11 protein-coding genes are annotated in these 14,951 nt (G+C 33.3%); 1 reads left to right on the top strand and 10 read right to left on the bottom strand.

Translation table 11 applies throughout. From position 1 onward, the window contains the following. Positions 1-36: 36 nt before the first annotated feature. The 6 genes from PTSHG_RS07825 to PTSHG_RS07800 all read right to left on the bottom strand — a co-directional run bounded on the left by PTSHG_RS07825 (position 37) and on the right by PTSHG_RS07800 (position 8,488). The gene (locus tag PTSHG_RS07825; protein WP_019108343.1) at positions 37-3,378 is read right to left on the bottom strand and encodes a DEAD/DEAH box helicase family protein; all 3,342 of its coding nucleotides are present in this window, start codon (positions 3,376-3,378) and stop codon (positions 37-39) included. Positions 3,379-3,380: 2 nt separating this feature from the next. After that, on the bottom strand, positions 3,381-5,354 hold the full coding sequence (locus tag PTSHG_RS07820; RefSeq protein ID WP_019108342.1) for an Eco57I restriction-modification methylase domain-containing protein: 1,974 nt from the start codon (positions 5,352-5,354) through the stop codon (positions 3,381-3,383). Positions 5,355-5,907: 553 nt separating this feature from the next. Further along, on the bottom strand, positions 5,908-6,387 hold the full coding sequence (locus PTSHG_RS07815; RefSeq protein ID WP_019108341.1) for a hypothetical protein: 480 nt from the start codon (positions 6,385-6,387) through the stop codon (positions 5,908-5,910). Then, on the bottom strand, positions 6,380-6,598 hold the full coding sequence (locus PTSHG_RS07810) for a helix-turn-helix domain-containing protein (protein ID WP_019108340.1): 219 nt from the start codon (positions 6,596-6,598) through the stop codon (positions 6,380-6,382). Before PTSHG_RS07810 ends, PTSHG_RS07815 begins: the two co-directional genes overlap by 8 nt. Positions 6,599-6,606: 8 nt before the next feature. After that, on the bottom strand, positions 6,607-7,077 hold the full coding sequence (locus PTSHG_RS07805) for a DUF2975 domain-containing protein (protein ID WP_019108339.1): 471 nt from the start codon (positions 7,075-7,077) through the stop codon (positions 6,607-6,609). 190 nt (positions 7,078-7,267) lie between these two features. After that, a complete protein-coding gene (locus PTSHG_RS07800) occupies positions 7,268-8,488 on the bottom strand; it encodes a poly(R)-hydroxyalkanoic acid synthase subunit PhaE (protein ID WP_019108338.1) in 1,221 nt (406 codons plus the stop codon). Between the two features lie 367 nt (positions 8,489-8,855). On the opposite strand from PTSHG_RS07800, the gene PTSHG_RS07795 reads away from it, so the two are divergent. Continuing rightward, a complete protein-coding gene (locus PTSHG_RS07795) occupies positions 8,856-9,449 on the top strand; it encodes a leucine-rich repeat domain-containing protein (RefSeq protein WP_019108337.1) in 594 nt (197 codons plus the stop codon). Positions 9,450-9,616: 167 nt separating this feature from the next. On the opposite strand, the gene PTSHG_RS07790 is transcribed toward PTSHG_RS07795, so the two are convergent. The 4 genes from PTSHG_RS07790 to PTSHG_RS07775 form a co-directional block, all read right to left on the bottom strand. Beyond that, positions 9,617-10,765, bottom strand: coding sequence for a 2-hydroxyacyl-CoA dehydratase subunit D (locus PTSHG_RS07790; RefSeq protein WP_019108336.1), 1,149 nt, complete (start codon positions 10,763-10,765; stop codon positions 9,617-9,619). 12 nt (positions 10,766-10,777) lie between these two features. Then, positions 10,778-12,097 carry a 2-hydroxyacyl-CoA dehydratase subunit D gene (locus tag PTSHG_RS07785; RefSeq protein ID WP_019108335.1) on the bottom strand — a complete coding sequence of 440 codons (1,320 nt, stop codon included), beginning with the start codon at positions 12,095-12,097 and terminating at the stop codon, positions 10,778-10,780. 20 nt (positions 12,098-12,117) lie between these two features. After that, complete coding sequence (locus PTSHG_RS07780; RefSeq protein ID WP_019108334.1) at positions 12,118-12,936, bottom strand: acyl-CoA dehydratase activase; 819 nt, start codon at positions 12,934-12,936, stop codon at positions 12,118-12,120. A 241-nt stretch (positions 12,937-13,177) separates the two neighbouring features. Continuing rightward, positions 13,178-14,947 (bottom strand): acyl-CoA carboxylase subunit beta, encoded by a 1,770-nt coding sequence (locus PTSHG_RS07775; protein ID WP_019108333.1) that lies wholly within the window; start codon positions 14,945-14,947, stop codon positions 13,178-13,180. Positions 14,948-14,951: the final 4 nt, after the last annotated feature.

Below are 14,951 nucleotides of genomic sequence, written 5' to 3'. Positions count from 1 at the left end.
AAAAAAACTGTCAGAATTAACTGACAGTTCTAAAACTTATTCAAATATTTCGTCCAATTTCTTTTCCAAATTTCTCTCTTTAGCATATTTTAGAGAATCTAATTTTTTCAAATTGTGCTTTTCTATTTTAAGGTCATCATTAAATCCCAAAATATAATTTGTCGCTATCCTATAAATAATTTCTGTAGGCGCAAGACCATAGACTTGCTTTGCAAAAATATGATTAAGCCTATCACTAGCTTTTGGATAAATTTCCTTCATCCTTTCACTTCTATAAAGCCTCTTCACTATTTCAGTAATATAAAGACCTGACTTCATGTATAAATCTATAAAAGTCTTGTCTGGATCGTCAAAGCAGCCAGGATTTTCCTTTTCCAAATAATCCACCATTTCAATTACAATTTTCTTTGGAGTAAAAATTTGATTAGTTTTTTGAGGTGGAATGTAGTCGAAGATATCTTTTTTATTATTCTCGTCAAAATAATTTGCAAGCTCTCTCTTCTTGTTCAAAAACTCTTTAACAGCGTCATCAAAAACAATTTCATCAAATAGCTTGCCCTCAAAATCTTCTTCCTTACCACTTGCCTCGTTAAAATATTTTCCACCGTCACGCAAAAACCTAAATTCATGGAGAGAAATACTTGTAACTTCTTTAAAAACATCATCGGGAATTATTTTATCAAAATTCATAAGATTAGTTTCACTAGAACCATAAGCCATGAGAAAAGATGGAATTGTTCTGGCAAATCCTCTAAGATTATCCCTAATCTCGTCTTCCTTGCCCTTCTTTTCCTCTCTCTTCTTTTCAGTTTCCACTTCACGAGTAATAGTTTCAGTAGAGCCACTTAACAAGTCTGCATCTGCCATTTTCTTTTTAATTTCATCTAACATTTTTTCATTATTTAATTCAATCTTTTTTTCATACTCTTCATTTATTTTTGTAACTTCAGCAGAACTTTTAGCCTCTTTAATTTTTTCATCTTTTTCTGAATTAATTAAGTTGTCCTCAATTTTCCAATTGCTGTATTCCTTTTGGATTATCTTTTCAGTAGAATCATTTAACTTGTTTTCAATGCTTCTCACAGTGGACTTTTTGATTTCATTTCCATAATCAGCCTTTACAGCGTCTATTAAAATACTATTTCTTGGCTCAGCAAAAGTCTTCTTTAAGATTTCGATATCCTTCTTCTCGTCTTTAAAAGACAAAGACCCTTCATGAACAGGACCAAATTTAACATCGCCAATAGTTTCTTTTACATCATCAAAAATCTTCTTGCCAAAAATTTCCCTTGACCTGCCAATAATTTTTTCATCAGGAATATTTACCTCTCCATTTTCATCAAGGTCTAAATCACTGGCAGTATTTTCGTCGATGCTAACAGGTTTAAAGTCGCGACCCTTGTCCATCTTGTCGATAATATTTTTAACTGCCTCTGGAGCGCCAAAAATATTTGAGATGTTTTTAAATAAGAAGTTTGACATAAATCCACAGTTTACAACTTCCTTGGCATAAATCCTTCGTGGAGTAATTAAAACTTTTTCAGCATCAAGAGGAATCATCTCCCCATCTTCATCTTCACCATAAACTGGGAAGAAGTTCAAGAGTTCCTTAACTTGTGATTTTCTCCTATCAGAATCACCTCTGCCCCTTGAAGTTTCAGAAGAAAGATCATTGGCAAACTCTTCGAAAATAGCTAAAGTTCTCGCTGGGTCAAAGTCAAATACATAGGCATTTTCCTTTCTGAGAGTCTTTCCATCTTCCACAAAAAGGCATGGATTTTGGGACCTAAAGGCAGCCTGCATGTATAGAGATGGACTCTTCACATTGCTAAGCATTAAAACACCAGTCCACTCTGGGATTGTGATGCCAGTAGTAAGCTGACCAACAGAAAGAGTAATAGTCTTGTCATTTTCCCTTATAGCTTTTACAACCTTGTCATAGGACTTTTCAACCTCTTCATCGTCATCAAGCTTTCCATCTCCAGCAGCAATTACAATTTCATAATCGCTAAAGACAGGATTTTCTCTAAGCTTTTTCCCCATAGCCTTGGCAGAGTCAACCCTATCCATGAGCCAAAAAGTATGATTTAATTCCTTCCTAAGTTCTGGCGTAGAGAAGGGGAACTTCTCCATAGAAGTCAAGGCATCTAAAAACTTATCAACATCATCTTCATAATAAAACTTGCCATTTTCGCGAGTTTTAAAAAATTCATTTAAATCAAAGGCATAATTTTCCCACTCGCCATCAATTTCTATGCCCTCTTTTATATTATCCCTAACAATTTCTGACATCTGGTAAGTAAAAAGATTTAACTTTGGCAAAGGATAATAAGGATTTTCTTCTTCACTGGCAGTGTCCCAATCCCTCTTTGCCCTTTGCTCATCAGCATAGGTCCAGTTGTAAATAGCATCTTGAGGGAACTTGTCATTGGCAAGAGCCTTAAAAGGCGTGCCAGAAAGATGTAGAGTATAATTTCTGTCAATATTATCAAAGGCAATATCAGTCTTATAAGTATCAACACCCTCGTGGGCCTCATCAATAATTAAAATATCCCAAAGAATTCCTATCCTATTGCCATTTTCATCTCGTCTGTTGCTAAGTTCCTTTAACTTATCAAGACTTGGATCGCCACCAAAGTACTTGGATCCCTTGATATCTTGAAGACTTACAAACTCAATAGTCCCTTTAACCTTATCAATATCAAGACCAACAAAATCTTCTCTTGAAATAACATGCTTTTTGCCATCAAGGGCAGCAACATGGCTGACAAAATAATAACCAGAATTTGCCCCCACAAACTTGAGGTAATCTTCGTACCAAGAATTGGCAATGGCAGGTCTATTAGTGACAATCAAAATATTTTTTAACCCCATCTTCATGCACAAGTCATAGGCGGAAATAGTCTTGCCAAACCTTGGCTTGGCATTCCACAAAAATTCCCCATGCAAATTATTTTTAAAATATTCAATTGTCTTTTCTACAGCATCATCTTGTTCCCTGCGCAGTGCATAGGGTATTGGGTCCTCATTGGACTCAAGGACACCCTTGTTCTCCCTAAAATCATTAAAATAATTTTTGGCAAGATTGGGATCAATCTCGAACCATTCAGTACCAGTCTTTCTCTTTACGCCAAGCTTATTTAAATAACCGTGGAAGTCCTTGTCCGTAAAAGTCTCATAACTCCCCTCATAGAGGGCATTCTTGTGCCACTTCAAATCGTACTTAATGCCAGCAGTTTGAGTTTGCTCCCTAATTCTCGTCTCCACATCTCTTTCAGTAAAGCCAATTTTAGTCCAGCCCTCGTGGTAGGAAATGCAAGGAGTAGTGTAGGCGTAACATTGTGGAATAACTTCTCTAGTAGTTTTAATATTAATCATACCTATTCCATCTCCTTAACATTTTTTTCAATAAAATCAATTTCTTCTTGGCTCAATCCATATTTCTTGTATAATTGTTGATCAATTTCTGGAATAGACTTAGACCAGTCAATGTCAGACTTATTAGTAAAGTCTTGCATTGGCACTTTTGACCAGGTTTCTTTAGTTTTATTATTTTGTGTAACCTTTTTTATTCCTAGCATCGCTCTTGCGAATTTACTTTTAATATACTTGAAACAAGCCTCTGCTTCCGCATAAGTTTCAAAATTCCCGATGCTTATAAAGGTTTGAGTATGCCCGATTAGGGGTTCCCCGATTAGGGGTGTGCTTAAAACCTCACCTATGGCACCTGAGCCATTCGCAGCTGGCAGAATGACCTTGTATACGTGGAGGTTCCCGTTATCTTCTATAAAGTCCTTTAAAACCCATTTATTAACTCTCTCGTTGTTCTGGCGACCAACGATTTGTATATAATCTTTTGACTTTTTATCACTTTCAATTTTATCGTGAAAAATTTCTTCTAATGTATCAAATATCGAGGACACTAATCTTCGTTCTTTTCCATTACTTCCTAATCTTTTTAATAAGTCTTTATAATTATCTTCAATATAATTTAGATTTAGTTTATTTTGAACATACATTAAATCTCCTATTCCAAGATTTTTCTTTCCTTCTTTCGTTTCAACCTTTTTCAAAATTGATCTTAGTTCATCAAAAGGAGTAAAAGTATCAATGCATCCAAAATTCTTATTAATGTCTCTATAAGATATTGCTACACCACCTTTAATGTCAGTTCCAGGAAATATTCTTTCACTATCTTGAATAAATTTTAAAATTTTAAAATGAGGGTCATTTAACATTTTTTCATTCCATACTCTCGGTGTAGATCCAACATTAAATAAAAATCTAGCTGGAGTTATTAATAAATTCCTTTCAGCTATTTTAAATGAATTATCCATAAAGATATTATATAGAGCATCACTTCTATTTCTCTTGTCATTATCTTCTTGATAAGGTGGATTGCCAATTACAAAATCAAATTTTTTCATTTCTTTCTCCTTATAATCTATAAATAAATAAGATTTATTCCCTCTCCAATCTTTTATCCTACAATAAGTTGTTTCTTCTCCATCCTCTTCTTCCAGTCCTCCACTTAAGAGGTCAAAAAAGTTCATCTGCCTTATGTCTTCCTTGGCTGCCCCAAAGGGAACCATGTCCGTCAGTCCGTCCATTTGCCAAATATTCCAAGAAATAATATTGGCAAGATGAAGCAAGGTTTTTTTGTCTACTTCTTCCTTCCACCTGTCTTCAAAATATTCTACAAAAGTCATTAAAATGTTAACTCTGGCAATTAAGAGATTGTCCCCCTGATATTCAAAGCCATAGGTGCTCTCTATTGCCTTTGTCGCCCACTCTATCCATTCATCCTTCCTACATGTATTTTCATTTACGATTCTCAGTTTCCTATCTAGTATTCCAATTCGATTTATTATTTCAATTTTTTCTCCAGTGGAAACATCGTATCTTGAAACTAAATATGGCGCCTCGCCACAAGTTATCTCTAGCCGTCTTGAGTCAACATATTTCTTCCAATTTTTGCCTTCTGGGAATTTTATTTTTTCGATCACCGGCTCCCAGGTCTCGCCCTTTTCTATGTTGAAGATATCTTTTTTTTGGAACCACTCTTGGTCCAGATAGTTATTCATTTCATTTACTATCCAGCCTGGAGTGAAGACCTCAGCCTTTTTTCTCGTCCTGTCAAGCTGTGCCTCTTGGCTCTTTAGGACTCTTGTCATAAGTCGAAAGCCGCTTTGGAAAATTATCTCTGTGATTTCGCTTTTGTCGTCAAATTCTCTGCCAAAGTGTTCGAAGGTATTTGTCGCCCATATTATATTTTTTTTAGTGGTCTTATCCTGTAAAAGTTTTTTCAGTGTCAGCTTTATTGGATAAAGATCGAAATCTATTAGTCTTGACATTTATTTCCTCATTCGTTTGTATTCTCTCTTTCTCTATTGTATCATCTTTGACTTTTAAATTAAATTAAAGTGTAAATCTAGTAAATTTTTTTAAATTTTTTGTGAATTTGTAATTTTTTACGGAAATTTTTCCATTTTTTTCTATTTTTTATGAATTTTTTTATTTTTTTATAAATTTTTTGCCTTTTTTTAGTTTTTCATCAGTCTTTTGGTGGTTTTTTTCATTTTTTTTTGTGATTTTTTAAAAATTCTTATTTTTTCGTGAAATTTTTTTATTTTTTATTGTACTTATGAATTTATTATGCTAAACTTATAACAGATTATTTAATACACTTTTTTAATTAATTTCCTTTTACACGCCGAGATATGCTCGGCAATTTTTTTTGCCCTTTTTTAATTAAAAGTGGTTAACTTATTGTTGCAATTTAGAAAAATTTAATTTATAAAACTCTTCAAAATTTTTGCAAAAAATATGACGTCTTGGACAAATCCACCACGTCATATTTTTAATTTATTTACTTTTAATTTTTGCGAAAACTTTAAGGCTCATCTCTTAAGTGTCCCACTCTAAAAATAATATTTCTCCCTTTTCTTCGTCTATTATTATGGCGACAAAATTCCCATACATATTTTCAAAAACATTATCAGAAGTTGCTTTGAAGTAAATTTCATTATTCAAATCAATAGATGTGTCAAAGCCTCTCTTCTTAACTGCATTGAAACAAGTAGAAATTTGAGAAATTATATTTTCATCATTTTGAACTTTATAATCTTTAAGTTCATTTTTTATATCTTTAATCTCACTTTTATCTACAGAAAATAAAATTGCAGCCTCTCCGTCTCCGTGAAAGTCTGGCTCTTTATAAAGCTCTCTTACTCTCTTCACGCTTTTAGGAAAGCTTATTCCAAATTCATTTTCTACTTCCTTTACTGACTGGTCCCTATTGTCTGAAAGTAAAAATAAAAGAGGAATAGCTGTCAGAAAAATTATAGACATAATAATTAAAATTCTTTTAAATTTTTTATCACTCATCTTTATCTCCTTGGTACCTTAAAATATCTCCAACATCACAATTTAAAACTCTGCAAATTTCTGAAAGTGTGGAAAATCTTATTGCCTTTGCCTTATTTGTCTTTAAAATAGATAGATTGGCAATAGTTATGCCAACTTGATCAGACAACTCTGTAAGAGACATTTTATTTTTTGCAAGTTCCACGTCTAAATCAACAATTATTTTTCCCATAAAACACCTCAAATCGTCAGTTCATTTTCCTCTTTCAGTATAATTCCTTCTTTTATCAAGTCGCACAAAAGAAGAAAAATTTGTGCAATTAGCATTGCAACAATTGCCCCTCCTATAAAAATTAGGTTGGTAATTGAGCCATCTAAGTTAAAATTTGTGTAAATTATAGAAAGAATTGCCAAGAAAAAAATTCCTATAAAGGAGAGGGCAATGACTTGAAGGTCAAATAACATAGATCTCTCAAAAATTTTGTCTTCCCCATATTTTTTCAGTGCAAAAATTCCAAATAAAATTGCAAGAATTAAGGAAAAAATTATTCCTTCGCACAAAAATAACATGGGATACTTCATATTCATAAACATTGGATAAATTTTTGCCATAAAACTAGACATCTTGATAAGTCCATAAAATGCTCCTGCTAAAATTATTATGGCTATAAGCAAAAGTGCTCCAATAAATTTTACTCGTAAAGATTTCATAATATCCTCCTTTGTCACGAGTATAACACAGCGTTTTATGTTTTACAATAATTATTTGTCGTTTTTCAATAAATTATTGGGCTTTTTGAATTTTTATTCTTACAATTTATTTCTTGACAAAAATATTTTAAGACATAAAAAAAGTCTGCAGGAAAACCCACAGACCTTTTTAGGAGAAGATTCTTATGTTTTATTTTGCCTTAACTTGTGCCTTTAAAGCAGCAAGTTCTTTCTTCATTTCTTCAATTTCTTTTTTAAGAGCTGCATCAACTTCAACTTTTGCTTTTTCTTCTTTTAATTTTGCAACTTCTTCTTTAAGTGCCTTGATTTCTTTTTCAGATTCATTCTTTATTCTTGTAACTTTTCTTTCTAGGCTTGACTGAGCTTTCTTTTCATCGTCAAGTCCCTTAGTAAGTCCTTCAACTTCGCCCATGAATTTTTCTGCATCGCTAGCAGTTGCAATTGGAAAATCTTTTAATCTTTCTGCGACTTTTTCCATGTAAGATTCTTTATTTTTTTCCACAATGTCTAAAACTTCTTGTGCTTTTTCTTTGTATTCATTAGAATTTACAAGTTCTTTATAGGCTTTTTCAAAATTGCTCATATAGAATTTGAAGAAGTCTGCGAAGTCTTCAAGTGATGCTTCTGTTTCAAGCCCTTCTATATATGCTTTTTGTGCTTTTATGGCTGCTTCTTGATTTTTCTTTTCAAGGAATAAATTAAAATCTAATAGTTTAAGTTCAAGTTCAAGATAATTTTCTAATTCTTTCTTAGATTTTTCTTTTTCCTCTGGACTAACACCAACAGTTGGCATTTCAAAGATTTTATCCAAAATTCCTTGATAAAATTCCTTTACATCATCAACCAATAGTTCAGGTCTGTTTTTTATTGCATTTTCATAAAATTCAATTGATTTCTTTGAATTTTCAATAGCAGGTTTTATAAATTTTTCTAAATTAAAGTTTTCAAGAATTCTGTAATAGCTATCTGGAATTAGTTTGTAGAAATACTTTTTAGACATTTCAACTAATTCATCGCTATAAAGTTCAAATAACTCAATTAATTTGTTTTGAGCTGAAACAAGATCTAAGTCCTTATAAAAATCGCCATAAGCAAGGTAAAGTTTATTTAAAAATTCCATATTCTTATTGTAGCATTCCAAAGAATCTTTATAACCTGGTACTTGGGCAAAGAAATCTTTAAAATTATTTTCAAATTTGTCGTTAATTTCTCTATAATCCTTGAAAAATTCCATTGGATTTTTGAAATTATTAACAAACATATTTGCACCAAAAGGTTTAAAATCTCCAAACTTAAAAGATTCCATAAATTTGCTATATGCTTCTTTTTGATTTTCAAAAATATTTTTCTGCATCTTCATCATATCTTCAAAAAAGTTTCTATTTTCCATTTTTTCCTCCTCTTAATACCATTCCAATAGTATTCTTCAACAACATTTTGCTTTACTAGATTATAACGAGAAATTTCAATAAGGTCAAATAAGGACTAGCTTTTCCTCTTAAATAAATAAAAATTTTAAATACTTTTTACTTCATCTTGTTTTAAATCTTTTTGTATTATATTATTACCCAAGTAAAGAGATTATTATTTATATTTCGTAACATAATTTACTTTATTCAAACTTTTAGTAAATAAGTTCTTTTTATTTATAAAAAATGTTCATCCTTTGTCTGTTTTACAACCTTCCTTTATTAATCTCAACCACTATGTTATAATGTAATTAAGAAAAAATTTATGTAGGGGAGGACGTACATATTATGGAAAAACCTTGGGAGTTTGACGATTTTATATTTAATGGCGATGTGCTAAAAGGAATGACAAGAAAGGGCAAAGACAAAATCAAAAATGAAGAATTATTTGATATGGTAGTGCCTAGCGAAGGACCTGACGGAACTAAAATTAGAGTTATTGGAGAACAATGCTTCTTCAGAAGAAAACTTAATTCTGTTGTAATTCCTGAAACTGTTGAAGAAATTGGGTACGAAGCTTTTGGTGTTAATAACTTAACTGAAGTAGAAATTCCAGATTCAGTTAAAAAAATAGATGCTTACGCATTTTACAGAAACAAATTAACTGATGTTAAAATGCCTGAAAAATTAGAATTCATTGGCGACAATGCCTTTTCTCTAAATGCAATTGGAGAAATTGAAATTCCTGAAACAGTTGAATTTATTGGAGTAAGTGCTTTCTACAAAAACAAACTTACTGAAGTTAAATTACCTGAAAATATTAAGGAAATTGACATGTATGCTTTCAGAAAAAATAACATAATGGAAGTAGAAGTTCCAGCTGGAATGGAAAAATTAGATGACAGAGCATTTGAAGAAAATGTCCTAGTTAAAAGAGACTAATAAGAAATTTACAAAAGGCTGTTGCCCCTAATGCAACAGTCTTTTTATTTTACATAATTACTTTGGATCTATAATATCTATAAGCTACTATAACCTCCAAAGGATATTATAGATCTAAAAAAGGCGCCGATTATCAGGCGCCTTAAAATTTTATTCTATAAAATTTATTACATTCTATTAAGTTGAACCATTTCGCTAAATGTTTCAAGTTGAGTTTTAACTTGACCGAAGTCAGTCATTTGTTGGTCATAACCCATCTTAATTAGTGGAATGCCAGCTTTTTCATAAGCATTCTTTAATGATGGATATTCCATTTCTTCTGTATCATTAAATGTCATCATGAATACTAGACATCCGTCTGCATCGTTATCAAGTGCTAAGTCAACAACATATTTTGGTCTCTTCCAAATATCTGGGTCGTAAAGAATTGGATCTTCGTCCATTCTTGCAAATTGATCAGCTAGAGCCATGTATGGATCTTCTATTGAAGTATCTACATCAACTTTAAGTCCTCTTGATTCACTTGCAACATCATCTGCGACTACGCAAATGTTAAAGTTGTCAAGAACTTCAAGAAGTGCTGGGTTGTCAGTTATGATACCAGAAGTTACAACTCTTGGTCCTGTGCATTCTTCTTTTGGCATTGCCTTTAATGCTTCGATTAATTCTTTAAGCATCTTGTTGTGTTCATCTTTAAGCATGTGGTAAGAAGCTTTTAATACATTACATCTGTCAGATGCTTTAATAGTCTTTGAATAATCTCCAACTAATTTGATGAATTCTCTCTTTAAAGCTCTATTTTCGTTATATACTTCGAAAGCTTTCTTTAAGTTTTCATCAGTAATTTTAACGTCACATACTTCTTCTAATCTTTCAGCTGCTTGTTTAAAGATTTTAGCATTGTAAGTTTTACCAAAGTCTTCTTTTCTATGTTGAGCGTGGTTTAAAAATACCATTGGAATTTTTCTACCAACAGAAACTTTATAGTTTTGAGAGAATGGTCTTAGAGTATCATCAAGAGTGGTTACCATTGATGCACTAAGTCCGTCAAGAGAACCATCAAGACCCATTTCCAAACATCTTAATGCTAATGAATAGTAGAATGTTGGGAAATATTCTTTTGCCTTGTCAATAGGTCCTTGTCCGCCCCAAACTCCGTAAGGAACAAGTCCACCAGCATAAATAATTTCTTCAGGTGCGTAGTAAGGGAATACTCCGACAACTTTTTTACCTTCAGCAAGGTATTTGTCAATTTGTTCTCTTCCGTTTTCTGCTATATGTTTAAATTCTTTTAATAATTCTTTTATATCAGTCATTTTGCACCTCTATTAAATTGTAGTCTTAGACCAGTCAGTTTCTTTAGTGTTTTCGAAATTAGTGTAGATTTCTTCGCCCTTAGCGATTCTATCTGCTTTTCTTTCATTCATAATTTCTACTAAACCTTGAACTCTAGTCTTGTATTGTTCTTGTGAGAAGTTTCTTTCATCAGCTTGGTCACCGTCAAAGTGAACTACTGGAATGTCAAGGTCTTCTCTCCATCTTCTTTCGATTTCAGGCATTGCTCCTGACCATGGTTTACATGATCTATTGTAGTTAACAAGTGCTCCAGAAACACCATTTTCTTTAGCCATTGTTTCTCTCCATTCAACACCGTCTTCGATACATACTGAACAAGGTGCTTTACAGTAAGCTGCAGCCATTTCTCTAACCGTTGTATATTGGAAACCAAATGCTGGTGCATATACAACTGCAGTTACGTTAACGCCATTTTGTTTTAGTGGTTCAAACAAATGTCTAAGTCCTGGCCAGCAAGGAATTCCTTCAAATAGAATTCTGTGTTCTTCTGGGTATTCCCAAGTAGAAGTTCCTTCTTTAACAGATTGTTCATATTCAGCTGCTAGAAGTTCAAAGCCTTCAGCTGCATCAATTTCACATCTTGCAGCAACGATGTCTGCCATGTGGTTGAATAGGTCAAATCCAGAAAGTGGAGATGGTTCATAAGCCATGTAAGAACAAGCTTTAAGCCATGCAGCAGCTGTTCTATTAGCAATTTTACAAGCTTCTTCGAATTTCTTTTCATCAAATTTCTTACCAGTTAGTTTTTCAAGTTGGTGAATAGCATATTCGAATTGTCCCATTAAATAATCTACTTTTTCTTCTGGTACATCAACAGTATTTTGGAAAGGAATGTCAATCATAATCATTGGAATATTGTGCATTCTTGCAATGTTTTCGTACCATTTAGTCATCATGTTACAGATGTTGTTACAACAAAGAACGAAGTCTGGTTGTGGCATCTTTCTTGAGTCAGTTGGTTCTCCAGCTGCGTAAGCAAGAGAAATTCTTGCGTAACCACAAATATCGTTATCGTATCCCATATCTTCTGCAGTTTGGCAAAGTCTTAAACCGTCTTTTTTAGCTGCAGTAGTAGCTGCGTGGTTTTCTGGATATACTGCGTGTAGTCCAAATGCCTTTGCAAGTTCAATAGGGAATTTAGATGATGACCATCCAACTAATTCTCCTCTTTTTTTTGCATCCCATGCTGCACCATAAACTCTATCTACTACATTTCTAAGAGCTTGAGCAGCAGGAATATTTCCTTCGATTGGTCTTGGTTTTTTACCAGGTATTTTTTGAATTTCAGCCATAGTTTACCTCCTAAAATAAATTATGCATTAGCTTTTTTATCTTTTAATTTTTGCAATTTACATTTTTGATATCCAAATAGCGCCGCTCCAAGAGCACCATTTAGTTGACATAGTGGCGAAGTGTGTATTTTATGTCCCGTGTTTTCTTCAAGAGCTCTTACCATACCTTTATTAAGAGCAACACCACCTGTAAACACTACGTCATCATTTAATCCAACTCTCTTCGCAAGAGAACCTACCCTTGCAGCAATTGAGTCGTGAATCCCCTTAACTATATCTTCAATCTTCGCTCCACTTGCAAGTTGTGAAATAACTTCTGACTCAGCAAAAACTGTACAAGTAGAAGAAATACTTACATCTTTTGTAGATAATTTATCTAACTCTTCAAGCTTAGAAACATCAACTTCAAGAACTTTAGCGATTACATCTAAAAATCTTCCAGTACCAGCAGCACATTTGTCATTCATAATAAAGTTTTCAAGCATACCATTGTCTCCAATTTTTAGAGCCTTGGCGTCTTGTCCACCAATATCAATGATTGTGCGAACATTTGGAAATAAGAAGTAAGCACCCTTTGCGTGACAAGAAAGTTCAGACATTTGGAAGTCAGCTTCTTCAAGAGCTGTCCTACCGTAACCTGTAGCCATTACATAGGAAATGTCTTCCTTTTTCATGTTAGCATTTTTGAGAGTCTCACTAATTGTTCTTGATGGGCCACTTGTTCCAGCTCCAACATCAATAACAGAAGTTGAAATAATTTCCTTACCATCTTTTAAAATAATACTTTTTGAAGCAGTCGAACCAATGTCAACTCCCATTGTATAAATAGCTTCTGCCATACAATCTCCTCTTTATTTTAACATTAATATCTTACTCTTCTTAATTCTACTATACTTATGTATCTTTGTCAAAATAAGCCAAGCTAGAAACTAGAATTTACAAGGCTTGCAGAGCTTTTAAGCTTTACTATTTATTAGTTTTTTATTGTATTATTTACTTATCGTAAGTTAATCAATGACATACAAAAATATTGGATAATCCTTTTTCAGATTATCCAATAAATTGTCATCATTATATAAATTATTTAATATTATTTATTCTGTCGTAATCTCTTATAATTCTTGGAGTAAGCATTTGATGAACTGGACAAATTGAATCTGGATCTTGGTATGCACTTTCAGTAAAGGCAATAATATAATTTCTCCATAGGTTCATGTTTACTATTTCATCTACTAAACCAAATTTAGCACAAGAGAATGGTTTTGACTTTTCTGCATAGTCTTGAATCAAATCGTTCATCTTGTCAATTGTTGGTTGAAGATCTTTTCCTGCTTTCTTATCTTTTGCAAGTCTTCTTGAGTACATTGCAGTAGCAGCAGTTTCTCCATTCATTACATTGATTTCTGTAGCTGCTGAGCCAAGTGAAAATGCGTTAGTATCATTTCCTTGTGGTCCGCCAAGTACATAGTGAGCAGCTGCAGTACCCTTTCTCATTGTGATTTCCATTTGAGGAAGGTCAGATTTTTGAATTGAGTAAATAAGTGATTGACCAAGTCCTAGTAATTCAGCCTTTTCAGCATCGTCACCTACATCGATACCTGTTGTATCTTGTAGCCATACGATAGGAAGTCTGTCTCTAGCACAAAGTGTTACAAACTCATTCATCTTTATTAGACCTTGTCTATAAAGTTTTCCACCAATTGAGATGTGTTTAGGGTCATTGTAGTATTCTGGGTAACCCATTAGTAGACCTTGAACGTTAGCTACAACACCAACAAGAAGTCCATTAACTTTTGCAAGTCCAGTTACCATTTCTCTGCCGTAACCTTTTTTGTATTCCATAAATTCTGAACCGTCAAAAAGTCTTGCGATTACATCATATACATCGTAAGCTTTTTTACCATTTAGTGGAATAATTGAGTACATATCGTTAGGGTCGTAAAGTGGGTTCTTTGGTTCGTCTACTCTGAAGAATTCTCTTTGGAATTTTGGAAGCATTGAAAGATATTTTCTAATTCCTTCAAGCACTCCTTCTTCTTCAACGTAAACTTCTCTCATGAAACCAGTTTGTGCAAAGTGAACTCCAACTGATCCTGGAGGAGTTGTCTTCTTAGCATTTGCAGTTTGGTCTGCGATTTGGTTAGCTCCTTCTTCGTCGATATATCCCTTTGGATTCATACCGCCAAGGATTCCAGCTCCACCAACAGCCATGTTTGAATCTTTATGTGCAACTATAATTGTAGGCGAAATTGAGTGGTATCCACCACCAGCTGGGTTAGTACCATAAATACCAACTATTACAGGAACTCCACATTGGTTAAGTCTTGAGTTTCTATAGAATGGAGTACCGCCTCCACGTCTATTTGGATAAACTTTTTCTTGTTCGTCAAGTTTTACACCTGAACAGTTTAATATATAAACTAATGGAATTCTAAGTCTTTCAGCTGTATCTGATGCTCTTAGTAAGTCATCAGCTTGTCCAGCAATCCATGCACCTGCAAGTTTCTTGTTATCTGATGCAACGATGTAAACCCATCTATCATCAACTTTTGCAAGTCCTTTAACAACACCAGTTGTACCATGGTCATTATCGCCAGGGTTGTAAATTGTGTTTAGTGGGCACCAAGTACCTTCGTCGATAAGTTCAGCAATTCTTTGAAGAGCTGTCATTTCTCCACGTTCATTTACTTTTTCATCTGGTTTACCAGCAGCAAGAGCCTTTTCTGCAAAAACTCTTATTTCTTCTTCAATTTCTCTCAATTGATTGAAGTTTTCTTCATCAACTGCTTTTAATGGGCTTCCAATTGTCTTCATATTTTGGAAATATGAAGCAAGTGAATATTGAGTCATGTGT

Source organism: Peptoniphilus senegalensis JC140, assembly GCF_000321025.1.
Classification (GTDB): Bacteria; Bacillota; Clostridia; order Tissierellales; family Peptoniphilaceae; genus Peptoniphilus_A; species Peptoniphilus_A senegalensis.
Note: the sequence above shows the minus strand (reverse complement) of the source record. Positions and strands in the feature narration are given on the sequence as shown.

Bases quoted from the DNA above. Each gene is read 5' to 3' on its own strand.
- PTSHG_RS07815 (WP_019108341.1), bottom strand. From the start codon at position 6,387: ATGAGTGATAAAAAATTTAAAAGAATTTTAATTATTATGTCTATAATT.
- PTSHG_RS07805 (WP_019108339.1), bottom strand. From the start codon at position 7,077: ATGAAATCTTTACGAGTAAAATTTATTGGAGCACTTTTGCTTATAGCC.
- PTSHG_RS07780 (WP_019108334.1), bottom strand. From the start codon at position 12,936: ATGGCAGAAGCTATTTATACAATGGGAGTTGACATTGGTTCGACTGCT.
- PTSHG_RS07785 (WP_019108335.1), bottom strand. From the start codon at position 12,097: ATGGCTGAAATTCAAAAAATACCTGGTAAAAAACCAAGACCAATCGAA.
- PTSHG_RS07795 (WP_019108337.1), top strand. From the start codon at position 8,856: ATGGAAAAACCTTGGGAGTTTGACGATTTTATATTTAATGGCGATGTG.
- PTSHG_RS07790 (WP_019108336.1), bottom strand. From the start codon at position 10,765: ATGACTGATATAAAAGAATTATTAAAAGAATTTAAACATATAGCAGAA.
- PTSHG_RS07820 (WP_019108342.1), bottom strand. From the start codon at position 5,354: ATGTCAAGACTAATAGATTTCGATCTTTATCCAATAAAGCTGACACTG.
- PTSHG_RS07825 (WP_019108343.1), bottom strand. From the start codon at position 3,378: ATGATTAATATTAAAACTACTAGAGAAGTTATTCCACAATGTTACGCC.
- PTSHG_RS07800 (WP_019108338.1), bottom strand. From the start codon at position 8,488: ATGGAAAATAGAAACTTTTTTGAAGATATGATGAAGATGCAGAAAAAT.
- PTSHG_RS07810 (WP_019108340.1), bottom strand. From the start codon at position 6,598: ATGGGAAAAATAATTGTTGATTTAGACGTGGAACTTGCAAAAAATAAA.
- PTSHG_RS07775 (WP_019108333.1), bottom strand. From the start codon at position 14,947: ATGACTCAATATTCACTTGCTTCATATTTCCAAAATATGAAGACAATT.